Raw genomic sequence first — 21,471 nt, 5'->3', positions numbered from 1 at the left:
GCGCGAGCCTCAGATGAACTTCTGGCTCGCGAGGAACTCGGCCAGCTGCTTGCCGCCCTCGCCCTCGTCCTTGACGATCGTGCCCGCGGTGCGCGCCGGGCGCTTGTCCGCGGAGTCCACCGCGGTCCAGGCGTTCTCCAGGCCGACCTCGTCCGCGTCCAGGTCCAGGTCGCCCAGGTCCAGGGACTCCACCGGCTTCTTCTTGGCGGCCATGATGCCCTTGAAGGACGGGTAGCGGGCCTCGCCCGACTGGTCCGTCACGGACACGACGGCGGGCAGGGACGCCTCCAGCTGCTCCGACGCGGTGTCGCCGTCGCGGCGGCCCTTGACGGTGCCGTCCTCGACGGAGACCTCGGAGAGCAGGGTGACCTGCGGGACGCCCAGGCGCTCGGCCAGCAGGGCCGGCAGCACGCCCATGGTGCCGTCGGTGGACGCCATGCCGCAGACGACCAGGTCGTAGCCGGTCTTCTCGATGGCCTTGGCGAGCACCAGCGACGTGCCCATGACGTCGGAGCCGTGCAGGTCCTCGTCCTCGACGTGGACGGCCTTGTCGGCGCCCATGGACAGGGCCTTGCGCAGGGCGTCGTTGGCGTCCTCGGGACCGACGGTGAGGACCGTGACCTCGGCGTCGTCGGCCTCGTCGGCGATCTGGAGCGCCTGCTCCACCGCGTACTCGTCCAGTTCCGACAGCAGGCCGTCGACGTCGTCACGGTCGACGGTCAGGTCGTCGGCGAAGTGCCGGTCGCCGGTGGCGTCGGGCACGTACTTCACACAGACAACGATCCTCAAGCTCACGCCGGCTCTCCTACTGCATCGTCATTACTGGGCTGCCTTGTTGCACGCAGCATAGGCGCCTGAAGGGGCTCTTTCCGGTCGGGGCGAGCGACGCCCCGACCGGAATATTACTCGTCAGTACACCCAGCTCTTTCCCAGTAAGCAAGCGCTTTGAACTGTGACCTTGCCAACGCTGAGTAATCGGTCCGCGCGGGGAACTCTCAGTCCCTGAGCGCGTTGAAGCGCCCCTGGTGGTAGAGGAGCGGACGGCCCTCGCCCCGGGGGTCGCCCGACACGGCCTGGGCCAGCACGATCCGGTGGTCCCCGGCCGGCACCCGGGCCACCACCCGGCACACCAGCCAGGCCAGGACGCCGTCCAGTACGGGGACGCCCTCGGGGCCCTCGTGCCAGCGGGTGGGCGGGGCGAAGCGGTCGGCGCCGCTGCGGGCGAAGGTGGCGGCGAGCTCGCCCTGCTCCTCGGCGAGTATGTGGACGCCTATGTACTCGGCCTGCGAGACGACCGGCCAGCTGGAGGAGCCGGTGCCCACCCCGAACGAGATCAGCGGGGGCTCGGCGGCGACGGAGTTGAGGGAGGTGGCGGTGAAGCCGACGGGCCGCTCACCACGCGCGGTGATCACGGCGACGCCCGCGGCGTGCTGCCGGAAGACGGAGCGCAGCAGCTCGGGGCCGGCCAGCTGAGGAGTGCGGAGGTCCGGATAAGCCGTCATGGAATTGTCCTTCTGGTCCTTCTGCGAAAAGGGCGGGGCGGTCCGTGGGTGCTCAGACACCCGGACAGCGCGCGCTCGCGTTGCGGGCCAGGTCGACGTGGACCCTGCCGTAGAGAAGGAGTTCAGTGGGCATTGAGTCAGACTGACGATCGAGGGGACGCCCAGTCAAGTGACTTCCACGATATGGGAGATGCGTCACCAGACCGCCACGGGACGTACATCCGCGCACCTCAGAAGGGCCGCGATGCCGTACGCCGGCACCTCGCCGGGCACCCGGGCCCGGACGCCTCACACCGTCTCTCACACCGCCTCTCACCCGCCCTTCACACCGCCTCTCCCAGCGCCGCGATCACATCGACCCGGCGCGGCTGTCCCGCCGCCCTGCGCACCTCGCGGCCCTCGCGGTCCAGCACCAGCACGGTCGGCGTCTTCACCACTCCCAGCTCCCGCACGAGGTCCAGCCGGGCCTCCGCGTCGACCTCCACGTGCGCCACCCCCTCGACCATCGCCGCGACCTCCGCCAGCGTGCGCCGGGTCGCCCGGCAAGGCTGGCAGAACGCGCTGGAGAACTGCACGAGCGTGGCCCGCTCCCCCAGTTCCGCGCCGAGCTCCTCGGGGCCCAGCCTGCGGCCGCCCCCGGGCACGTCCTCGTCCATCTCCGCCTCCCACTGCCTTCCGGTCGTCCCCCACCGTCCCCAAGCGCGCGGGGCGGCGGAGGAATTCCCCCCGCCCCGGGTGGGCATGAGTGCCGTGACCTGCTGTGCGACGCGGCCGGGGCCCGGTGGTGACGTGACGAGAATCTCGCCGTCGGGCGGGCCCAGGACTGGCACGCGTGCCCCGTTTGGGGCACGATCTGGCCAACGCCGGAAACCTACGGCCGCGTAACTTCGCCGGGAGAACCCTCCCCAGGCTTCATAGAGAAGGGTGCTCTCCTGATGGCAGAGCTTGTCTATCGGCCGGTCATCGGCGCCGCCCTGACGCTGTTCAAGGCGCTCGACCTGAAGATCGACACCCAGGGCTCGGAGAACATTCCGCGCACCGGCGGCGCGGTCCTGGTCAGCAACCACATCAGCTACCTGGACTTCATCTTCACCGGCCTCGCGGCCCTGCCGCAGAAGCGCCTGGTGCGGTTCATGGCGAAGGACTCCGTCTTCCGCCACAAGGTGTCGGGCCCGCTGATGCGCGGCATGAAGCACATCCCGGTGGACCGCAAGCAGGGCGAGGCCGCGTACCAGCACGCCCTGGACGCGCTGCGCTCCGGCGAGGTCGTCGGCGTCTTCCCCGAGGCCACGATCTCCCAGTCCTTCACGCTCAAGAGCTTCAAGTCGGGCGCCGCGCGGCTGGCCCAGGAGGCGGGCGTGCCGCTGGTCCCGATGGCGCTGTGGGGCACCCAGCGGCTGTGGACCAAGGGCCGCCCGAAGAACTTCAAGCGCCAGCACATCCCGGTGACGATCCGCGTGGGCGAGCCCGTGGAGGCGCCCGCCGACCAGTACGCGGGCGCCATCACCCGCCGGCTGCGCGAGCGCTGCCAGGAGCTCCTGGAGGCCGCGCAGCGCGCCTACCCGGTGCGCCCCAAGGACGCCACCGACACCTGGTGGATCCCGGCCCACCTGGGCGGTACGGCCCCGACGGCGGCCCAGGTCCGCGAGGCCGGCTGAATCGTCCCTGCGCCGCGGACGGTGCGCACGACGCCGCCGGGCCCGCGCCCGGCGGCGGGACTGACGGCGGCGGGACTCACGGCGGTGGGACTCACGGCGGCGCACGGAAACGGCCGGACGGAATCAATGGATTTCCGTCCGGCCGCAGGTCTGTCCAGGCGGGAAGACCGCATGCCCGTCCAGGCGCGAAGAAGGGGCTCGGCCCAGGCGTGAAGAAGGGCTCGGCCCAGGCGCGAAGAGGAGCTCCGCCCGAGGCCGGAAGAGGGGCTCAGCGCCCCATCTCCTCCTTCAGCGCCTGCACGAACGCGTCCACGTCCTCCTCGGCCGTGTCGTACGAGCACATCCAGCGCACGTCCCCGGCCGCCTCGTCCCAGAAGTAGAAGCGGAAACGCTTCTGCAGCCGTCGCGTCACCTCGTGCGGCAGCCGCGCGAAGACCGCGTTCGCCTGCACCGGGTAGAGGATCTCCACCCCGTCCACTCCGCGCACGCCCTCGGCCAGGCGCTGCGCCATCGCGTTGGAGTGCCGGGCGTTGCGCAGCCACAGGTCCTTCGCGAGCAGCGCCTCCAGCTGCACCGACACGAACCGCATCTTCGACGCCAGCTGCATCGACAGCTTGCGCAGGTGCCGCATCTGGCGCACCGCGTCCGGGTTGAGGACGACCACGGCCTCGCCGAAGAGCATGCCGTTCTTCGTCCCGCCGTACGAGATCACGTCCACGCCGGCCGCGTTGGTGAACGCGCGCATCGGCACGTCGAGCGCGGCGGCCGCGTTGGCTATCCGGGCGCCGTCGAGGTGCACCTTCATGCCCAGGCCGTGGGCGTGCTCCACGATCGCCCGGACCTCCTCGACCGTGTAGACGGTGCCCAGTTCGGTGTTCTGGGTGATCGAGACGACCTGGGGCATCGCCCGGTGCTCGTCGTCGAAGCCCCACGCCTGCCGGTCGATCAGCTCCGGCGTCAGCTTGCCGTCCGGGGTCGGTACGGTCAGCAGCTTCAGGCCGCCCATGCGCTCCGGGGCGCCGCCCTCGTCCACGTTGATGTGCGCGGACTCGGCGCAGACCACCGCGCCCCAGCGGTCGGTGAGCGCCTGCAGGGCGGTGACGTTGGCGCCGGTGCCGTTGAACACCGGGAACGCCTCGGCCGAGGAGCCGAAGTGGCTGTGGATGACCCGCTGCAGGTGCTCGGTGTACTCGTCGTCGCCGTAGGAGACCTGGTGGCCGCCGTTGGCGAGCGCGAGCGCCGCCATGACCTCGGGGTGCGCGCCCGCGTAGTTGTCGCTGGCGAACCCGCGCACCGAGGGGTCGTGGTGGCGTCGCGCGTCGGTCTTGTGGGGCTGGTGGGTCACGGCTTGGGGGTCAGCCACAGGCGCTGTCCGTTCACTTCCCGGGCGGGCCGGTCCCAGACTCCGGCGATGGCGTCGGCCAGTTCCGTCACGTCCGTGAAGCCCGCGAACTTCGCATTCGGGCGCTCGGCGCGCATCGCGTCGTGCACCAGTGCCTTGACCACCAGGATCGCAGCCGCCGTCGAGGGGCCGTCCTCGCCCCCCGCCTTGCGGAAGGCGTCGCCCAGCGCCAGCGTCCACGCCTCGGCCGCCGCCTTGGACGCGGCGTACGCGGCGTTGCCCGCGGTGGGCTTGCTCGCACCGGCCGCGCTGATCAGCAGGTAGCGGCCCCGGTCGCTGCGCTGGAGCGCCTCCTGGAAGGCCAGCGAGGTGTGCTGGACCGTACGGATCAGGAGCTTCTCCAGGAAGTCCCAGTCGGCCAGGTCGGTCTCGGCGAACGAGGAGCTGCCGCGCCAGCCGCCCACCAGGTGCACCAGCCCGTCGACCCGCCCGAACTCCTTCTCCGTCTTGCGCACCCACTCCCGGGTGGCCTCCAGGTCGAGCAGGTCCACGGTGTCGCCGGTGACCGTCGCCCCGCCGTGCGCGTACCGCGCGGCGTCGACGGCCTCGGCCAGCCGCGCCGGGTCGGCGTCCGAGCCGACGACCGTGGCGCCCGCCTCGGCCAGCCGCAGCAGGGTGGCGCGGCCCGCCGGGCCGGCCGCTCCCGCGACGGCGATGACGGCGCCGTCCAGGGCGCCCGCGCTCGCACTGTTCTCTGACATGGTCGTCGCCTCCTGGGTGCCGGAGCTCACGCGGCCGCTCCCTCGTGACGCTCGGCGGTGATCCCCTGGGTCGAGGCGATCACGGCCTTGAGCTTCTTGGAGAGCGCCTCATAGAACATGCTCAGCGGAAACTCGTCCGCGAGCACGTCGTCGACGAGCTTGCGCGGCTGCTGGGACAGGTCCAGGGCGTCGGGGCCCTTGGCCCAGCGGGAGCCGGGGTGCGGGGCGAGGTAGGCCGAGACCAGTTCGTACGCCTTGAACCAGTGGACCAGCTTCGGGCGGTCGATGCCGTCGCGGTACAGCGCCTCGATCTCGCCGCACAGCTGGTTGGTGACCTCGGGGGCGCGCTGCCAGTCGATGGTCAGCTTGTTGTCCGTCCAGCGCACCACGTCGTGCTTGTGCAGGTACGCGAAGAGCAGCTGGCCGCCGAGCCCGTCGTAGTTGCGGTTGCGGTCGCCGGAGACCGGGAAGCGGAACATCCGGTCGAACAGCACGGCGTACTGCACGTCGCGCCCGTGCGCGTTGCCCTCCGCCTCCAGCCTGACGGCCTCCTTGAAGGCGGTCAGGTCGCAGCGCAGCTCCTCCAGGCCGTACATCCAGAACGGCTGGCGCTGCTTGATCATGAAGGGGTCGAACGGCAGGTCGCCGTGGCTGTGCGTGCGGTCGTGGACCATGTCCCACAGCACGAACGCCTGCTGGCAGCGCTCCTGGTCCTCGACCATCGCCCGGATGTCGTCGGGCAGTTCCAGGCCGAGCACGCGCACCGCCTCGCCGGTCACGGCGCGGAAGCGGGCCGCCTCGCGGTCGCAGAAGATGCCGCCCCAGGTGAAGCGCTCGGGCGCCTCGCGCACGGCGATCGTCTCGGGGAAGAGGACGGCCGAGTGGGTGTCGTACCCCGCGGTGAAGTCCTCGAAGGTGATGCCGCAGAACAGCGGGTTGTCGTAGCGGGTGCGCTCCAGGTCGGCCAGCCACTCGGGCCACACCATGCGCAGCACGACCGCCTCCAGGTTGCGGTCCGGGTTGCCGTTCTGCGTGTACATCGGGAAGACGACCAGGTGCTGCAGGCCGTCGACGCGGTCCGCGGCCGGGTGGAACGCGAGCAGCGAGTCCAGGAAGTCCGGCACGTCGAAGGCGCTGTCGGCCCACTTGCGCAGGTCGGCGACGAGCGCGGCGTGGTACGACGCGTCGTGCGGGAGCAGCGGGGAGAGCCGCTCGACCGCGCGCGCCACCCGCTCCACCGCGTCCTCCGCCAGGGCGCGGGACGGCGCGCCCTCGGCGTCGAAGTCGATCGCGCCGTCCTTGGACTGCCAGGGACGGATCTCTTCGACGGCACTCTTGAGCTCCGTCCAGGCGGGGTGGTCGACCACCCGGTCCGCGGTGGCTATCCCCCCACCGACGACGTCCTGCACAAGAATTTCCGTCATGACACACCCTCCACGGGAGAACCTCGCGTTAAGTCACCGTATCCATGTGCGGTTCTCCGTCACAAGAGGGACCAAGGGAAATTATCCTGCGCACCCCCCATGGTCACCGGAATTCTTCCTGTGAGGAACCGTTCCGGCTATCGCTTCTGCCACCGAGGACAGGGCGCGGCCCGCCTCCTCCAGATGGGGGGCGACGGCCAGGAAGCCGTGGAAGAGGCCCGGGTGGCGCGACTCGGACGCCTCGACTCCGCTTGCCCGCAGCCGCTGCGCGTACACCTGTCCCTCGTCGCGCAGCGGATCGCAGCCGGCCGTCACCACGTGCGCCGGGGGCAGCCCCGCCGGGTCCGCCCGCAGCGGCGAGGCCAGCGGGTGGCCGCCGTCGCCGTCCGGGCCCAGGTACTGCTCCCAGAACCAGTCCACGTGCGCGGCGGTGAGGAAGTAGCCGGTCGCGTTCTCGCGGAAGGAGGTGGTGTCCCGGGCCGCGTCCAGGGCCGGGTAGACCAGCGCCTGCAGGGCGATCGCCGGGCCGCCGCGCTCCCGGGCCAGCAGCGCCGCCGCGGCCGCCAGGTTGCCGCCCGCGCTGTCGCCCGCCACCACCAGGCTCGCCCCCTCCAGGTCGGCCAGGTGCGCGTCCGCCCAGCTCAGCGCCGCGTACGCGTCCTCCACGGGCGCCGGGAAGCGGACCTCGGGGGCCAGCCGGTAGTCCACCGAGACCACGACGGCCCGCGCCTCGCGGCACAGGGCGCGGCAGGTCCCGTCGTGGCTGTCCAGGCCGCACAGCACCCAGCCGCCGCCGTGCAGGAAGACGACGACGGGGTACGGCCCCGGGCCCTCGGGCCGGTAGATCCGCACGGGCAGCTCCGGCGCGCCCTCCGGCCCCGGCACCGTGCGGTCCTCGACCCCGCCCACCGGCAGCGGCGGCGACGGGTCCCTCGGCGCCGCGTCCAGCACCCGGCGCGCCTCGGCGGCGTCGGTGACGGACCCGCCGACGTCGGGGAAGACCCCGGCGAGCAGATCGGCGAAGGCGCGGGCGGCGGGGTCGAGGCGGTCGGGCCCTTCGGGGACGGCGGGCATCCCGGTCATCGCACGGCCCCCTTCGCGTGCCGAGCGGCGGTACGCGCCCCGGGACCGCCCCCGCGGAAGTGCGGGATCACCGTCTCGCCCCACTGCCGCAGGGTCTCCAGGCACGCCTCCTGCGGCACCGTCCCCATCTGCACCAGGCACATCACCTCGTCCGCGCCCGCGTCGCGCAGCCGCTCCACGTACGCGACGGCGTCGTCGGCCGTCCCGTAGGCGTGGTCGGCGTGGAACGTCGCGGTCGCCGTCGGCCGCACCGGGATGCGCTGCTCGTGCAGCCGGGCCGTGACCTGCTCGGCGGCCCGGCGCAGCTCCGCCGCCTCGTCGGCGCCCTCGACCACCGCCTCGTCCGGGACGCCCGCGCCGCCGTACCAGTGCCCGATGGCCTGCGCGAAGAACCGCTGCCCGCGCAGCCCCACCGCGCGCGCCCGCTCCCCGTCGTCCGAGACGATCGTCGGACACAGCACCGCGAAGTGGTCGTTGACCACCGACGACACGAACCGGCCGCCGTCGCGCGCGGCGCGCGCCTCGTCGTACGCACGGCGCATCCCCGCCACCGCGTCGGGCCCGGCGAACCCCATCACCAGCGCCCCGACGCCCAGCTCGGCCGCCCGCACCAGCGTCTCCGTACGGCTGCACGCCAGGAACAGCGGCGGGTGCGGCCACTGCCGCGGCCTGGGCAGGATCGGGTGCGGGCCGATGTCGAGCAGCTCGCCGTGGTGCTCCAGCTCGTCCTCCTGCCACGCCCGGCCGATGATCCGCAGGGCCTCCTCCACCTCCTGGGTGGTCCGCGCCGGGTCGACCCCGCACAGCGAGGTCTCCTGCACGGTGCCGCCGCGACCGGCCCCGAGGTCGACCCGGCCGCCGGAGAGCAGGTCGAGCATGGCGGCGCGCTCGGCCACCCGGACGGGGTGGTTGAAGCGGAACGGCATGCAGACGACGCCGTGGCCGAGGCGGATGGTGCTGGTGCGCGCGGCTACGTAACTGAGGAAGACCTCGGGCGCGCTCATGTGCGCGTACCACTTGAGCGCGTGGTGCTCGACCGCCCAGATCCGGTCGAAGCCCATCTCCTCGGCCAGGACCGCCTGTTCGACGCAGTCGTGGATGACCTGGCGCTCGTGCTCGGGGGTCGGGTCGGCGAGTTGCGCTTCGAAGATCACGGAGAATTCCACGGGCCCTCCAGGGGGTTGCGTCCGTGCGCTGCCCTCACTTCAATTCGCCATATGACTAATCGTCAGATGCCGAAGAAGCAAGGGGAGTCGGAGGAGACTTTCGCTACTGCCCCGGGTCGTCCGGAGCCCGACCCCGCGCCACCGGCCGCCGACCTGCCCGCGACCGCGTGGGCCGTGCTCGGCCTGCTCTCGTTCCCCGGGGAGCGCACCGGCTACGACCTCAAGAAGTGGGCCGACGCCTCCCTGCGCTTCTTCTACTGGTCGCCCGCCATCAGCCAGGTCTACGCCGAGCTGCGCCGCCTGGAGTCGCTCGGCTACGCCACCTCGCGCCGCTCGGGCCCCGAGGAGCCGCGCGCCAGGAGGGCGTACGCCATCACGGCGGCCGGCCGCGCCGCCCTGGCGCACTGGTCGCGGACGGACGGCTGCGGACCGGCCGTGCTCAAGCACCCCCTCGTCCTGCGCGTCTGGCTGGGGCACCTGGCCGCCCCGGAGCGCCTGCGCGAATTGATAACCCATCACATGGCGGCCACCGAAGCGGAGTTGAAGGAGGTACGGGACGCGCTCGCGCGGGCCGAGGGAGTGACGGGCTGGGACCATCCGTGCGTCGCCCTGCGCTGGAGCGAGCGACAGCGGGCCGCGGAGCTGGAGTTGGCGCGGGCGATGCTCGACGACCTGGCACAACTCGGCCCGGGGTTGGGACGTATCGCCCCGGAAGCTGATGAACCGGGCGCCCGTCAAGCCCCGTGGGACGCGCCCACGCACGGGTGACGAGGCACGCCCCGCGCCCGCCGCGGCGGTAGGACGGACGTGTCACCCCACTCCCCCGCACCACCGGAGCCGTACGCCGTGAGCATTCGAGCCGTCCTCGTCGCCGCCGTCCTCACCGGCTTCCTCCTGGGCGTGGCCGGCGCCCGGGCGGACCACTCCGCTCCCTCGCGCGAGACGGGTTCCGTCCTGGAGGCGGGCCACTAGGCTGCGACCCGTGCCGCGTGGGGCACCAGCACCGCGCGGGAGCCGCCGGCCCGGGACGCCGCACCGCCGACCGACCGGGCTCGACCACTCGACGGGAAGCGAGAAGATCTTGAGTTTCCTCACCATCGGTCATCGCGGAGTCATGGGTGTCGAACCGGAGAACACCCTCAGGTCCTTCGTCCGGGCCCAGCGCTCCGGCATGGACGCCATCGAGCTGGATCTTCACCTGAGCAAGGACGGCGCCCTCGTCGTCATGCACGACACCGAACTGGACCGCACGACCGACGGCACCGGCCCGATCTCCGAGAAGACCCTCGCCGAGCTGCGCGAACTCGACGCGGGCGGCGGTGAGCGCATCCCGCTCTTCGACGAGGTGCTCGACGCCGTGTCGGCGCCCCTGCAGGCCGAGATCAAGGACGCGGCGGCGGCCCGCGCCCTCGCCGAGGTGATGCACCGGCGCGGTCTGGCCGGGCGGGTCGAGGTGGCCTCGTTCCACGACGAGGCCGTCACCGAGATCGCCCGCCTGGTGCCCGGCGTGCGCACGGCCCTGGTCGCGAGCCGCTGGGACGACGACATCGTGGAGCGCGCCGTCGCCGCCGGGGCTCCCACCCTCGCCCTCAGCATCCGCCGCCTCACCCTGGAGGTGGTCGAGCGGGCGCACGGCGCGGGCCTGCGCGTCATCGGCTGGGTGGTCAACACCCAGGACCAGCTGCGGCTGGCCCGCGCACTGGAGCTGGACGGCGTCACCACGGACTACCCGGAGATCCGCCGCACGGGCCGCTTCACCGCCTGACGGACCACCGGGACGGGGCGGGTGCACCACGGCACCCGCCCCGGAGTCGGCAGAGCATCGGCCGCCCGGGCTCGGATCGCGCGTCGGATCGGACCGCGAATCGGCTCGGACCGCGCGTCGGCTCAGACCGCGCCGGAGAGCGGCTTCACCAGGAGCTCGAAGCACAGGTCGTCCCGCTGCGGGATCCCGAAGCGCTCGTCGCCGTACGGGAACGGCGTCGTCTCCCCGGTCCTGCGGTACCCCCGGCGCTCGTACCAGGCGATCAGCTCCTCGCGCACCGTGATCACCGTCATGTGCATCTCGCGCACGCCCCACGTCTCGCGCGCCTGCCGCTCCGCCTCCGCCATGATCTGGCGTCCGACACCACCGCCCTGCACCCCCGGGCGGACCGCGAACATCCCGAAGTAGGCCGCCTCGCCCCGGTGTTCGAGCTGGCAGCAGCCGGTCAGCTCGCCGTCGCGCTCGGCCACGAGCAGCCGCGAGCCCGGCTTGGTGATCACCTCGCGCACCCCGTCGGCGTCGGTGCGCTGCCCCCGCAGGATGTCCGCCTCCGTCGTCCAGCCCGAACGGCTGGAGTCCCCGCGGTACGCCGACTCGATCAGCGGCACGAGCGCGGGCACGTCGGCCTCGACGGCATCGCGGTAGGTGAGGGCGGAGGCCTCCTGGGGCGTGGCGGTGTCCATGGCGTCTGGGTCTCCCTCATGGGTGTCGCGGATCACCACGAGGGTAACGCCGTCCCCACGCGCCCCGCGCCGGGCACCGTGCTCCCCCTCGTACACCCCTGCGCTCGCATGCCGCTCGTATGGGCCGGCCGCCCGGCGGGCATCGACCAGGGGACGACCGTCGAGCGGGGAGGTACGCCGTGCACGGACCGGTGCTGTCCGGCTGGCTGCTCATGGCACTGTGCGCGGCGACCGGCGCCTACTGCCTGGTCCGCAGGCACGCCTGTACGGGCGCGGAGCGCCGTGTCGCGGGCAGCGAGGCGGTGATGGGGTTCGGCATGGCGGCCATGGCCCTGCCCGCCGCCGTCTACGTCCCGCCGGAATGGAGCTGGCTGGTGTACGCCACGGTGTTCGGCGCGGCCGGGCTGCGCGCACTGTGGCCCGCCCTGCGCAGCCCGCACCACCTGCACCACCTGGTGGGCTCGGCCGCGATGGTCTACATGGCGGTCGCCATGGGGACGGGCATGGGGGCGGGCGGGGGCCTGGGGATGGACATGAGCGGCGGCATGGGCGCCGGCATGAGCGGCGGTGGCGCACAGGGGGCGCACGCGGGTCACGGCATGAGCGCGGGCGTACCCCTGCTCACCGGCGCGCTGCTCGTCTACTACACGGTGTACGTCCTGCGGACCGGCGCCCGGCTCGTCCCGGTCGCGGCGGCGGTCGGGGCGACGGGGGCCGTCGGGGCCTCAGGGGCCGTCGGGGCCTCAGAGGGTGGAGGTGGTGTGGGCGCCGGAGGTGCGGGCGGGGCCGCCGCGGTGTGGGGGGCGCGGCCCGAACTCGCGCTCGCCTGCCGCCTGTCGATGGCGATCGCGATGCTCGCGATGCTGGTCGCCCTGTGAGCGGCGGCGGCTGAAGGGCGCACCGGACGGCGCGCCGGAAGGGCCGCGGAAACGTGGCGTACGTCACTTGGCGCGTGAGGTCATACCGACGGGTACAGCCGCACTCATAAGGTGACCGCATGGTGGTCTCCCTCGCGCTGCTCATGCTCGGTGCACTCGTCGCCGTCGCCGCGCCAAGGGTCCTGGCCCGCGCCGACTGGCCGGAGCGCGAGCCCGTCGTGGCGCTGTGGGTGTGGCAGTGCGCCGTGGCCGCCGTCCTGCTGAGCTTCGCCCTCGCGATGGTGTTCAGCGCGTCCGCCGCCTGGCAGGCCGTGCGCGGAAACCTGTTCGCGCCCGCCCCGCACGGAGTACTGGAGGCGTACGCCCTGACGGCGCACCGCCCCTGGTCCGCGGTGCTGGCCGTGCTCCTCGCGCTCGGCGGCGTGTGGAGCGCCGCGATGCTCACCCGCGAGGTGCGCCGCGCCCGCGTGCGGCGCGCCCGGCGCCGGTCCGAACTCCTGCACCGCTCGCCGCTGTTGCCGGGCGAGGAGCGCGGCGGCGGCCCGCTCGTGGTCCTGGAGGGCGAGCGCGCGGACGCCTGGTGGCTCCCGGGGACGCCGCCCCAACTGGTCGTCACGACGGCCGCGTTGCGTCGCCTGAAGGGTCGTCAGCTCGATGCGGTGGTGGCGCACGAGGAGGGGCACGCCAAGGCCCGCCACGACTGGCTGCTGCACTGCTCGGCGGCGCTGGCCGAGGGGTTCCCGCGCATCCCGGTGTTCGCCGCGTTCCGCGACGAGATGCACCGCCTGGTGGAGCTGGCGGCCGACGACGTCGCCTCCCGCCGCTTCGGCCGCCTGACGATCGCCCTGGCCCTGGTCGAACTCAACGAGGACCGCGGCGTGTTCGGCCCCGGTTCCGGCCCCGACGCCCAGCTGCCGCAGCGGGTCGACCGGCTCCTCAGGGCCCAGCCCCGCCTCCCGGCCGTACGCCGCCTGGGCCTGACGGCGACCGCCACCCTGGTCCCGGCCGTCCCCCTGTTGGTCGCATTCATCCCCGGGCTCAGCGCGCTGGGATAGCTTGCGGGGGCCCGATTCGGCAAGGATCACCCCATGTGCACCCCCACACCACCCCCACCCGCACCACCGGTACGCGACCGCGCCCTGCCCGTCCTGGCCGCCGCCCTCACCGGCGCGACGCTGCTGCTCACCGTGCTCGTCGCGACCGGCTGGAGCCCGCTGCACGACCTGGACCGCTCGCTGGCCGACTCCCTGCACCGCAGTGCGGTCGCCCACCCGGCCCTGACGCGGGCGAACCTGATCCTGAGCGACTGGGTGTGGGACCCGGTGACGATGCGCGCACTGGCCGCGGTGACGGTCCTGGCCCTCTGGTGGCGGCGCGAACGGGGCCTCGCCATCTGGTTCGCGGTCACCACCGCCCTCGCGGCGGCGCTCCAGCAGGGACTGAAGTCGCTCATCGGCCGCGAACGCCCGCAGTGGCCCGACCCGGTGGACTCGGCCCAGTTCGCGGCGTACCCGTCGGGCCACGCGATGACGGCGACGGTCACCTGCGGCCTGCTGCTGTGGCTCCTGGCCCGCTCACCGGCCGGCGACCGCGTGTGGCTGACCGGCCTGACGGTGGCGGCCGTCTCGGTGATCGGCGTCGGGGTGACCCGCCTGTACCTGGGCGTCCACTGGCTGACGGACGTGGTCGGGGGCTGGCTACTGGGGGCACTGGTGGTGGCGGTCGCGGCGTGGACGTACGAACGGCGGACAGCGAGCAGCGAACAGCGGTCACCGGACAGCGAACGGCTGACAGATGACCGCTGACAGATGACCGCTTACCGCTGACGAATGTCAGCTGACAGATGACGGCTGACGGCTGACGGCTGACGGCTGACGGCTGACGGCTGACGAACTTCAGCGTCTGTCAACGGTCATCTGTCGTCCGCCCGCTGTCAGCCGTCAGCTGCCGTCTGCCGTCTGTCATCCATCAGCCGTCAGCTGACATCCGTCAGCCCCCATCCCCCACCCCCACCGGCGGCACCCCCATCCCCCACTCCAGCCCGTAGCGCTGGAACAGTTCCGCGCGCAAGCGTGGCAGGGGCATCGCCGCCCCCGGGAGGACCACCGCGAACACCGCGCCCATCAGCAGGGCGCGCAGCAGCGGGTAGTCGACGTCCGCGTTCTCCACCCCGTACCGCTCGACCGTGTCGCGCAGCAGGAACGCCAGGCGTTGCTGCTCCGGGCACTGGAGGAAACCTTCCGCCTGGAGGATCCCCGCCATGTGCGTGCGCATCAGCACCGGGCGGTCCACCGCGAGGCCCAGGATCGCGTCGATCGCACGCGCCAGGCGCTCGCGGCCGTCCTCCGTGCGCGGCGTGCGCTCCAGCGCTTCCTCGAGCCGCAGGTGCATCAGCCGGTGGACGGCGGACTGCAGGAGCTGGCGCTTGCCGGGGAAGTAGTACGAGACGAGGCCCCGCGCGGAGCCCGCGCGGTCGGCGATGTCCGAAAGTGTCGTTGCCTCGTAGCCGCGCTCGGAGACGAGGTCCGCGGTCGCCTGGAGGAGCTTCTCGCGGGAACGGCGACGAAGCTCTTCATTGACCGATGCGCTTCGCGGGGACATGCTTAACTCCTGCGTTGACTGGCTCAGAGCCAATATACTCAGCGCAGCCCTTGGCCGCGTGCTGACGTACCTGGTCAGAGGGCATGCCACCCGGATCCGGCGACGCGGGGGATCGTCGGATCCGGGTGGTTTCCGGTGTCTTCTCCCGGGTGGTCCTCAGGCGATTCCGGCCAAGATCGGAACAAGCCCTTCCGGTCGCTGCGACGCCGGAAGGTGATCCACGAAGTGCACGGCGCAGCCGAGCGCCGCCGCGCCGCCGTCGGCGATTCGGTCATCCCCGACCATCAGCACGTCCTCCGGTTCGAGCCCCAGCGCCTCGCAGGCCACCCGGAAGAGGCGGGCGTCCGGCTTCTGGACGCCGTGTTCGTACGACAGGACGTACGTGTCGACGTACGCGTCGAGGCCGTGCGCGCGGAACACCGGCCGCAGGTCCCACCCGATGTTGCTGACCACGCCGACCCGGACGCCCCGCCCGCGCAGCGCACCGAGGACGCGGCCCGCGTCGGGGTACGGGTGCCAGGCCTCGGGCCGCATCTGCCGGTCGTACATCTCCTCGTGGAGCTCCGGGTCGGGCAGTTCGACCTGGCGCGCGAGGCCGGTGTAGGCGGCGCGGTGGCGCACGGCGTCGACGTCGCGGGTGGCCCAGAGCCCGGCGAGCGCCTCGGGAACGCGCTCGGGCGGCGTGCCGCCGGCCACCGCGCCGACCCGGTCCAGCTCGCGCGCCCAGCGGTCCACGTCCGTGGGCGTCGCGCTGGTTCCGCGGGCCGCGAGCGCGGCGCGCAGGCAGGAGTCCGCCGTCTCGATGCGGAAGAGGGTCCCGGAGAAGTCGAAGAGCACGCCCTTGATCGTCATGTGGCGATCCTCGTGGCCCCGGTGCGCGCGCCACAAGTGCGCCGGGACGGGCCCGTATCCGCCGTACGTACCCGGCGGCGCGCCCGGCCGCGTACCCGGATGCGTGCCCCGCCGCGTACCCGGTGGCGTGCTCAGCGGCGGTTGTGGCGCGGTGTCAGGTAGCCCTCGTCGCGTGCTCCCGCGATCAGCCGGAGCGACTTGCGGCGGCTGCGGCCCGTGGCGCACATCACGGCGAGCACCGGGTCGCGGCCCTCGCGCTGCGCCGCGGTGTAGGCCTCGGCGGCGATGCGGCGTCCGGCCTGGCCGCGCGGCCAGCCGGAGCGGGCGCGGTGGGCGGGTTCGCGTTCGCGTTCGTACTCCCGCTCGTACTCCCGCTCCCTGGCGTCCGCGAGGAGGCCGGGGAAGGTGCCCCAGCTGGCGACGGAGGTCGCGGTCGGCGCGCCCCAGGCGCCGCCGCCCTGTCCGGCGAGGGCGCGCCAGGCGTCGGCGAGCGGGCGTTCGATCCACTGGGCGACCTCGCCGAGCACGTCGAGCGGCAGCGGGGGCTCGGCCCGCAGGTCCTCCAGGGAGACCCGGCCGTCGTCGGCGACCACGGCCATCACGTCCACGCGCGCGCCGTCGGCGAAGGTCAGCCGGAACTGGAACCAGGGCGGCAGGACCTCGCGCGTACCGGAGCCGTGGCCCCGCAGTTCCCAGACGGGCCACATCTCCGTCGCGACGCCGGCGTCGACGCCGTCCACCGTGCCCGTTCCGTTCGGTCCGTCGGTTCCATATCCGTACGGATCGTCGATGGTGGAAAAGTCACGTACAGGCATAAACACAAAGTAATCAGGCATATCGCCGGAGACACGGTCGGCACGCACACGGGTCTCCGACCAGGCACTCCTACAGCGCATCCGGGAGCGTCAACACGGCGGTCAACCGGGCGCGTCAACCACGGTCGTCAACCCTCGTACGCCACCGTGCCCGTCGGCCCGCGCCCGCCCCGCCGCACGCCGTCCTCGCGCGCCCGCGCGGCACCTCCCCCGCGCCGGGCCCTCCACCTCCGGGCGCCCCGGTGCGATGCTGAGGTCCCACGTCCGTGCGCGTGGTCCGCGCGCGGCCGTCGGTACGTACGGCCTTGCGCACGCGTTGCGCGACGACGCCAGCGTGTACCACCTGCCGGTCGCACCCCCGCGCCGGCACCTCCCGCACCACCTCCCGCACCGCCCTCGCGTGGATCCTTCGCCCATTCCGTGCACCTCGCAGACCTCGCGGCCCGGCGGTTCCGGACATCCGGAGCCGCCGGAAGCCCGTGGAAGGAGCGCACCGTGCTTCGTGTCGCCGTCGTCGGTTCCGGTCCGAGCGGGGTGTACGCCGCCCAGGCCCTGGTCGAGCAGACCCTCGTGCCCGGGGTGCGGGTGGACGTCCTGGACCGGCTGCCGTGCCCGTACGGCCTGGTCCGGTACGGCGTCGCACCCGACCACGAGAAGATCAAGTCCCTCCAGAACAACCTGCGGGGCGTCCTGGAGCACGAGCGGGTCGGCTTCCTCGGCAACGTCGAGGTGGGCGCGCGCGGCCTGACGCCCGAGCGACTGCTCGGGCTGTACCACGCGGTGGTGTACTGCGTCGGGGCGGCGCGCGACCGCAAGCTCGGGGTGCCGGGCGAGGACCTGGTCGGCAGCGTGTCGGCGACGGACTTCGTGTCCTGGTACAGCGCGCATCCGGACGCCGACCCGGCCGGGTTCGCCCTGGGGGCGCGCTCGGCGGTGGTGATCGGGGTCGGCAACGTGGCGGTGGACGTGGCCCGGGTGCTGGCGCGCGGCGCGGGCGAACTGCGGCCCACGGACGTGCCGGAGTCGGCGCTGGACGTGCTGGACCGCAGTCTGGTGCGGGACGTGCACATGGTCGGGCGGCGGGGCCCCTCGCAGGCGAAGTTCACCACCAAGGAGCTGCGGGAGCTGGGGTCGATGCCCGCCGCGCGGGTGGTGGTGGAGCCGTCGGACCTGGTGCTGGACCCGGCGTTCGCGGACCCGTCGGGGCTCGCGGCGGCCAGCCGGCGCAACGTGGAAGTGGTACGCGGCTGGGCGGACGGCGCCCCGGCGGACGGCCCGGAGCGCCGCATCCACCTGCGGTTCTTCCTGCGGCCGGTGGAGGTCGTCGGCGAGGGCGGGCGGGTCGTGGCGGTGCGTTTCGAGCGGACCGAGCCGGACGGGGCTGGCGGGGTGCGCGGTACGGGCGCGTACGAGGAGGTGGAGGCCGGTCTGGTGCTGCGGGCGGTGGGCTACCGGGGCGTGCCGCTGGCGGGGCTGCCGTTCGACGCGGCGAGCGGGACGGTGCCGCACCTGGCGGGGCGGGTGGTGCGGGCGGGGGCCGCCTCGGCGGGTGAGTACGTGGCGGGATGGATCAAGCGCGGTCCGACCGGGGTGATCGGGACGAACCGGCCGTGCGCGAAGGAGACGGTGGCGTCGCTGCTCGCGGACGCGGAGGAACTGGCCCGCCGCCCGGTGGTGGAGGACGTCGAACCCGAGGTCGCGCTCCGGGAGTTGGGGATGCGCCCGGTGCGGTGGCCGGGGTGGCTCTCGATCGAGGAGGCGGAGGCGCACCTGGGTCGTTCGCTGGGGCGCCGCACGGTGAAGATCGGTGACTGGCCGGGGCTGTTGGGGGCGGCGGGGGCGTAGGGGGCGGGGCCGCGGGGGGCGGGGGCTTCAGGAGGACCGCCGGGGCCGCCGGGCCTCCCCCGACGCCGGGCCTCACGCCTGGTCGCGCTGCTCCTGGCGGGTGGCGGAGCCCAGGACGCTCTGCAGGAGGCCGGGGAAGAGGGCTTCCATGTCGTCGCGGCGCAGGCCGTTCATCTTGGCGGTGCCCCGGTAGACCTGCTGGATCACGCCGCTTTCGCGCAGGACGCGGAAGTGGTGGGTGGTGGTGGACTTGCTGACCGGGAGCTCGATGTCGGAGCAGTTCAACTCGGCTCCGGCCTGGTCGAGTTCGCAGACGACGCGGAGCCGCATCGGGTCGGAGAGCGCGTGCAGGACGGTTTCGAGGCGGATCTCGTCGCGGGCGGGGTGGTCCAGGGCGCGGGGGCTGGTCACGGTGCTCACGACGGCCTCTTTCCGGTGCTCCATCAGTACGGGTCCCCGGCGGCACGGGCACCTGGCCGGGGCAGGTCCGGCACGACCCATTGTACGAGAAGCCTCGTAGTTTGACAGCTGCCGTACTACGATGGGTACCGTACAAGCGGCATCCGGAAGCACCACCCGAATGGAGTCCGTCGTGAGCGCCCTCTTCGAGCCTTACACGATCAAGTCCGTCACCATCCCGAACCGTGTCTGGATGGCGCCCATGTGCCAGTACTCGGCGGCGCCGGACGGTCCGCTCACCGGAGCTCCCGGCGACTGGCACTTCGCGCACTACGGCGCCCGCGCCACCGGCGGCACCGGCCTGGTGATCACGGAGGCGACCGCGGTGAGCCCCGAGGGCCGGATCAGCCCCTACGACCTGGGCATCTGGAACGACGAACAGGTCGAGGCCTTCCGCCGGATCACCTCCTTCGTCCGCGACCAGGGCGCCGTCGCCGGCATCCAGCTGGCCCACGCGGGCCGCAAGGCCTCCACGGACGCCCCCTGGGAGGGCGGCGGTCCGCTCGGCGAGGACGCGCACGGCTGGCGTCCGGTCGGCCCGAGCGAACTCCCCTTCGCCGAGGGACACCCGGTTCCGGCCGAATTGACGGTTGATCAGATCACCACGGTCGTACGGGACTTCGCGGACGCGGCGCGGCGCTCCCTGGAAGCCGGCTTCCAGGTCGCGGAGATCCACGGGGCGCACGGGTACCTGATCGGCGAGTTCCTCTCGCCGCACAGCAACCACCGTACGGACGGCTACGGCGGCTCGTTCGAGAACCGCGCGCGCTTCGCCCTGGAGGTCGTGGACGCGGTGCGGGCCGTGTGGCCCGACGAGCTGCCGCTGTTCTTCCGCATCTCGGCGACCGACTGGCTGGAGGAGAACGGCTGGACGGCCGACGACACCGTGCGCTTCGCCGCGCTCCTCAAGGAGCACGGGGTGGACCTGCTCGACGTCTCCACCGGAGGCAACGCCGCGGGCGTACGCATCCCGGTCGGCCCCGGCTACCAGGTCCCGTTCGCGACCCGGGTGCGCACCGAGACGGGCCTGCCGGTGGCGGCCGTGGGCCTGATCACCGAGTTCCAGCAGGCCGAGAAGATCGTCGCCAACGGGGAGGCCGACGCGGTGCTGCTCGGCCGCGAGCTGCTGCGCAACCCGTCCTGGGCCCGCCAGGCGGCCCGCGCCCTGGACGGCGAGATCCGCACGCCCCAGCAGTACCTGCGGGCGGTCTGACGCCGGGCCCGGGCGGCCCCGCGTCGAAGACCGGAGACCGCCCCGCCCGCAAGCGAAGACCGACCCCGGCCGAGACCGACCCCGGCCGAAGCCCCTCCGTGCAGCGCCTGCGCCGCGCGGAGGGGCTTTGACCTGCGGGGACTCCGCTCCGGAAGCCACTGTCAGTGGGTGGGTGCAGACTGGCCCGTATCCGAGACAACGGCGTCCTGGAGGTGTCGGCCATGCCCGACGTACGACTACCCGACGTACTACTGACCGTGGGCACCCGCAAGGGGCTCTTCATCGGCCGCAGAAGCGGTGGCCGGTGGAGGCTCGACGGCCCGCACTTCAACGCGCAGGCCGTGTACTCGGTCGCCATCGACACACGGCGGAGCGTGCCCAGGCTGCTGGTGGGCGGGGACAGCGCGCACTGGGGCCCTTCCGTGTTCCACTCCGACGACCTCGGCGCGACCTGGACCGAGCCGAAGCGGCCCGCGGTGAAGTTCCCCCAGGACACCGGGACTTCGCTGGAGCGGGTCTGGCAGCTGCACCCGGCGGGGCCCGACGAGCCGGACGTGGTGTACGCGGGGACGGAACCCGCCGCGCTCTTCCGCTCCGAGGACGGCGGGGAGAGCTTCGAGCTGGTGCGGCCGCTGTGGGAGCACCCGACGCGGGAGAAGTGGGTGCCGGGCGGCGGCGGGGAGGCAGTGCACACCGTCGTCACCGACCCCCGCGACCCGAAGGCCGTGACCGTCGCCGTGTCCACGGCCGGGGTCTTCCGCTCGCGCGACGGCGGGGCGAGCTGGGCGCCGTCCAACAGCGGCGTGTCCGCCGTGTTCCTGCCCGACCCCGACCCCGAGTTCGGCCAGTGCGTCCACAAGATCGCGCAGGACGCGGGGGACCTGGACCGGCTGTACCTGCAGAACCACTGGGGCGTGTACCGCAGCGACGACGCGGGCGGGCACTGGCAGGACATCGGCGAGGGCCTGCCCTCCACGTTCGGGTTCGCCGTCGCCGCCCACCCCCACCGGGCCGACGTGGCGTACGTCTTCCCCATCACCGCCGACGCGGACCGGGTCCCCGCCGACCGGCGCTGCCGCGTCTTCCGCACCACCGACGCGGGCGCGGCCTGGGAGCCGCTCTCGCAGGGGCTGCCGCAGGAGGACCACTACGGGACCGTGCTGCGCGACGCGCTGTGCACCGACGACGCCGACCCCGCCGGGATCTACTTCGGCAACCGCAACGGCGAGGTGTTCGCCAGTGCCGACGACGGCGACAGCTGGCGGCAACTCGCCTCCCACCTCCCGGACGTGCTGTGCGTACGAGCGGCGGTGGTCGGATGAAGTGACCGTCAGACATCCCATGCCGTAGCGGTGTCAAGCTGCGGTTGGGAGGGTTGCGTGGTGTGACCAGGCGGTGGCCTCGTCGTAGGGGGTACGGGTCTT

The 21,471-nt window shown here is 73.0% G+C and carries 23 protein-coding genes; 10 read left to right on the top strand and 13 right to left on the bottom strand.

The annotated features are described in order from the left end of the window. Positions 1-9: 9 nt before the first annotated feature. The 3 genes from ABT160_RS30265 to ABT160_RS30255 form a co-directional block, all read right to left on the bottom strand. Entirely contained in the window at positions 10-795 is a 786-nt protein-coding gene (locus ABT160_RS30265; protein WP_351651096.1) for an electron transfer flavoprotein subunit beta/FixA family protein, read from the bottom strand. A gap of 200 nt (positions 796-995) precedes the next feature. Continuing rightward, entirely contained in the window at positions 996-1,502 is a 507-nt protein-coding gene (locus ABT160_RS30260) for a flavin reductase family protein (RefSeq protein ID WP_351651095.1), read from the bottom strand. A gap of 323 nt (positions 1,503-1,825) precedes the next feature. Beyond that, on the bottom strand, positions 1,826-2,158 hold the full coding sequence (locus ABT160_RS30255; RefSeq protein WP_351651094.1) for a TlpA family protein disulfide reductase: 333 nt from the start codon (positions 2,156-2,158) through the stop codon (positions 1,826-1,828). A 279-nt stretch (positions 2,159-2,437) separates the two neighbouring features. Between ABT160_RS30255 and ABT160_RS30250 the strand changes: the two genes are divergently transcribed. Beyond that, entirely contained in the window at positions 2,438-3,160 is a 723-nt protein-coding gene (locus ABT160_RS30250) for a lysophospholipid acyltransferase family protein (RefSeq protein WP_351651093.1), read from the top strand. 268 nt (positions 3,161-3,428) lie between these two features. Here ABT160_RS30250 and ABT160_RS30245 read toward each other — a convergent pair whose 3' ends face one another. From ABT160_RS30245 to ABT160_RS30225, 5 genes are all read right to left on the bottom strand, one after another. Beyond that, positions 3,429-4,505, bottom strand: a complete 1,077-nt coding sequence (locus tag ABT160_RS30245; RefSeq protein WP_351651092.1) for a threonine aldolase family protein — start codon at positions 4,503-4,505, stop codon at positions 3,429-3,431. Next, positions 4,502-5,263, bottom strand: a complete 762-nt coding sequence (locus ABT160_RS30240; protein ID WP_351651091.1) for an SDR family NAD(P)-dependent oxidoreductase — start codon at positions 5,261-5,263, stop codon at positions 4,502-4,504. Before ABT160_RS30240 ends, ABT160_RS30245 begins: the two co-directional genes overlap by 4 nt. 26 nt (positions 5,264-5,289) lie before the next feature. Further along, positions 5,290-6,687 (bottom strand): DUF6421 family protein, encoded by a 1,398-nt coding sequence (locus tag ABT160_RS30235; protein ID WP_351651090.1) that lies wholly within the window; start codon positions 6,685-6,687, stop codon positions 5,290-5,292. Between the two features lie 81 nt (positions 6,688-6,768). Beyond that, entirely contained in the window at positions 6,769-7,770 is a 1,002-nt protein-coding gene (gene lipP1 / locus ABT160_RS30230; protein ID WP_351651089.1) for a LipP1 family hormone-sensitive lipase, read from the bottom strand. Next, complete coding sequence (locus tag ABT160_RS30225) at positions 7,767-8,936, bottom strand: LLM class flavin-dependent oxidoreductase (protein ID WP_351651088.1); 1,170 nt, start codon at positions 8,934-8,936, stop codon at positions 7,767-7,769. The genes lipP1 and ABT160_RS30225 overlap by 4 nt, the downstream gene beginning before the upstream one ends. A gap of 51 nt (positions 8,937-8,987) precedes the next feature. Between ABT160_RS30225 and ABT160_RS30220 the strand changes: the two genes are divergently transcribed. From ABT160_RS30220 to ABT160_RS30210, 3 genes are all read left to right on the top strand, one after another. Next, positions 8,988-9,704, top strand: a complete 717-nt coding sequence (locus ABT160_RS30220) for a PadR family transcriptional regulator (RefSeq protein WP_351651087.1) — start codon at positions 8,988-8,990, stop codon at positions 9,702-9,704. 78 nt (positions 9,705-9,782) lie between these two features. After that, the gene (locus ABT160_RS30215; RefSeq protein ID WP_351651086.1) at positions 9,783-9,908 is read left to right on the top strand and encodes a hypothetical protein; all 126 of its coding nucleotides are present in this window, start codon (positions 9,783-9,785) and stop codon (positions 9,906-9,908) included. Between the two features lie 109 nt (positions 9,909-10,017). Then, positions 10,018-10,701, top strand: coding sequence for a glycerophosphodiester phosphodiesterase (locus tag ABT160_RS30210; RefSeq protein WP_351651085.1), 684 nt, complete (start codon positions 10,018-10,020; stop codon positions 10,699-10,701). Positions 10,702-10,823: 122 nt separating this feature from the next. Here ABT160_RS30210 and ABT160_RS30205 read toward each other — a convergent pair whose 3' ends face one another. After that, positions 10,824-11,384: a GNAT family N-acetyltransferase gene (locus ABT160_RS30205; RefSeq protein WP_351651084.1), complete on the bottom strand. Its 561-nt coding sequence runs from the start codon at positions 11,382-11,384 to the stop codon at positions 10,824-10,826. Between the two features lie 179 nt (positions 11,385-11,563). On the opposite strand from ABT160_RS30205, the gene ABT160_RS30200 reads away from it, so the two are divergent. The 3 genes from ABT160_RS30200 to ABT160_RS30190 all read left to right on the top strand — a co-directional run bounded on the left by ABT160_RS30200 (position 11,564) and on the right by ABT160_RS30190 (position 14,067). After that, positions 11,564-12,262: a DUF5134 domain-containing protein gene (locus ABT160_RS30200; protein ID WP_351651083.1), complete on the top strand. Its 699-nt coding sequence runs from the start codon at positions 11,564-11,566 to the stop codon at positions 12,260-12,262. A 119-nt stretch (positions 12,263-12,381) separates the two neighbouring features. Then, the gene (locus tag ABT160_RS30195; RefSeq protein WP_351651082.1) at positions 12,382-13,317 is read left to right on the top strand and encodes a M56 family metallopeptidase; all 936 of its coding nucleotides are present in this window, start codon (positions 12,382-12,384) and stop codon (positions 13,315-13,317) included. A 33-nt stretch (positions 13,318-13,350) separates the two neighbouring features. Next, positions 13,351-14,067 carry a phosphatase PAP2 family protein gene (locus ABT160_RS30190; protein WP_351651081.1) on the top strand — a complete coding sequence of 239 codons (717 nt, stop codon included), beginning with the start codon at positions 13,351-13,353 and terminating at the stop codon, positions 14,065-14,067. 184 nt (positions 14,068-14,251) lie between these two features. Here ABT160_RS30190 and ABT160_RS30185 read toward each other — a convergent pair whose 3' ends face one another. From ABT160_RS30185 to ABT160_RS30175, 3 genes are all read right to left on the bottom strand, one after another. Further along, entirely contained in the window at positions 14,252-14,863 is a 612-nt protein-coding gene (locus ABT160_RS30185) for a TetR/AcrR family transcriptional regulator (protein WP_351651080.1), read from the bottom strand. Positions 14,864-15,019: 156 nt separating this feature from the next. Next, a complete protein-coding gene (locus tag ABT160_RS30180; protein ID WP_351651079.1) occupies positions 15,020-15,715 on the bottom strand; it encodes an HAD family hydrolase in 696 nt (231 codons plus the stop codon). Positions 15,716-15,846: 131 nt separating this feature from the next. Further along, positions 15,847-16,530: a DUF6214 family protein gene (locus ABT160_RS30175; protein ID WP_502984326.1), complete on the bottom strand. Its 684-nt coding sequence runs from the start codon at positions 16,528-16,530 to the stop codon at positions 15,847-15,849. Between the two features lie 495 nt (positions 16,531-17,025). Between ABT160_RS30175 and ABT160_RS30170 the strand changes: the two genes are divergently transcribed. Further along, complete coding sequence (locus ABT160_RS30170; protein WP_351651078.1) at positions 17,026-18,375, top strand: FAD-dependent oxidoreductase; 1,350 nt, start codon at positions 17,026-17,028, stop codon at positions 18,373-18,375. Between the two features lie 72 nt (positions 18,376-18,447). Here ABT160_RS30170 and ABT160_RS30165 read toward each other — a convergent pair whose 3' ends face one another. Next, complete coding sequence (locus tag ABT160_RS30165) at positions 18,448-18,795, bottom strand: ArsR/SmtB family transcription factor (RefSeq protein ID WP_351651077.1); 348 nt, start codon at positions 18,793-18,795, stop codon at positions 18,448-18,450. Positions 18,796-18,967: 172 nt separating this feature from the next. Here ABT160_RS30165 and ABT160_RS30160 point away from each other — a divergent pair, with 172 nt between their 5' ends. Beyond that, positions 18,968-20,047, top strand: coding sequence for an NADH:flavin oxidoreductase/NADH oxidase (locus tag ABT160_RS30160; RefSeq protein ID WP_351651076.1), 1,080 nt, complete (start codon positions 18,968-18,970; stop codon positions 20,045-20,047). Positions 20,048-20,211: 164 nt separating this feature from the next. Beyond that, entirely contained in the window at positions 20,212-21,369 is a 1,158-nt protein-coding gene (locus ABT160_RS30155; protein WP_351651075.1) for a WD40/YVTN/BNR-like repeat-containing protein, read from the top strand. Positions 21,370-21,471: the final 102 nt, after the last annotated feature.

This window comes from Streptomyces sp. NPDC001941, from assembly GCF_040296945.1.
In the GTDB taxonomy this organism is placed as follows: Bacteria; Actinomycetota; Actinomycetes; order Streptomycetales; family Streptomycetaceae; genus Streptomyces.
Note: the sequence above shows the minus strand (reverse complement) of the source record. Positions and strands in the feature narration are given on the sequence as shown.

Coding starts and splice junctions, on each gene's coding strand:
- ABT160_RS30260 (WP_351651095.1), bottom strand. CDS start 1,502: ATGACGGCTTATCCGGACCTCCGCACTCCTCAGCTGGCCGGCCCCGAG.
- ABT160_RS30255 (WP_351651094.1), bottom strand. CDS start 2,158: ATGGACGAGGACGTGCCCGGGGGCGGCCGCAGGCTGGGCCCCGAGGAG.
- ABT160_RS30250 (WP_351651093.1), top strand. CDS start 2,438: ATGGCAGAGCTTGTCTATCGGCCGGTCATCGGCGCCGCCCTGACGCTG.
- ABT160_RS30240 (WP_351651091.1), bottom strand. CDS start 5,263: ATGTCAGAGAACAGTGCGAGCGCGGGCGCCCTGGACGGCGCCGTCATC.
- ABT160_RS30235 (WP_351651090.1), bottom strand. CDS start 6,687: ATGACGGAAATTCTTGTGCAGGACGTCGTCGGTGGGGGGATAGCCACC.
- lipP1 (WP_351651089.1), bottom strand. CDS start 7,770: ATGACCGGGATGCCCGCCGTCCCCGAAGGGCCCGACCGCCTCGACCCC.
- ABT160_RS30220 (WP_351651087.1), top strand. CDS start 8,988: ATGACTAATCGTCAGATGCCGAAGAAGCAAGGGGAGTCGGAGGAGACT.
- ABT160_RS30205 (WP_351651084.1), bottom strand. CDS start 11,384: ATGGACACCGCCACGCCCCAGGAGGCCTCCGCCCTCACCTACCGCGAT.
- ABT160_RS30195 (WP_351651082.1), top strand. CDS start 12,382: ATGGTGGTCTCCCTCGCGCTGCTCATGCTCGGTGCACTCGTCGCCGTC.
- ABT160_RS30190 (WP_351651081.1), top strand. CDS start 13,351: ATGTGCACCCCCACACCACCCCCACCCGCACCACCGGTACGCGACCGC.
- ABT160_RS30185 (WP_351651080.1), bottom strand. CDS start 14,863: ATGTCCCCGCGAAGCGCATCGGTCAATGAAGAGCTTCGTCGCCGTTCC.
- ABT160_RS30180 (WP_351651079.1), bottom strand. CDS start 15,715: ATGACGATCAAGGGCGTGCTCTTCGACTTCTCCGGGACCCTCTTCCGC.
- ABT160_RS30175 (WP_502984326.1), bottom strand. CDS start 16,530: ATGCCTGTACGTGACTTTTCCACCATCGACGATCCGTACGGATATGGA.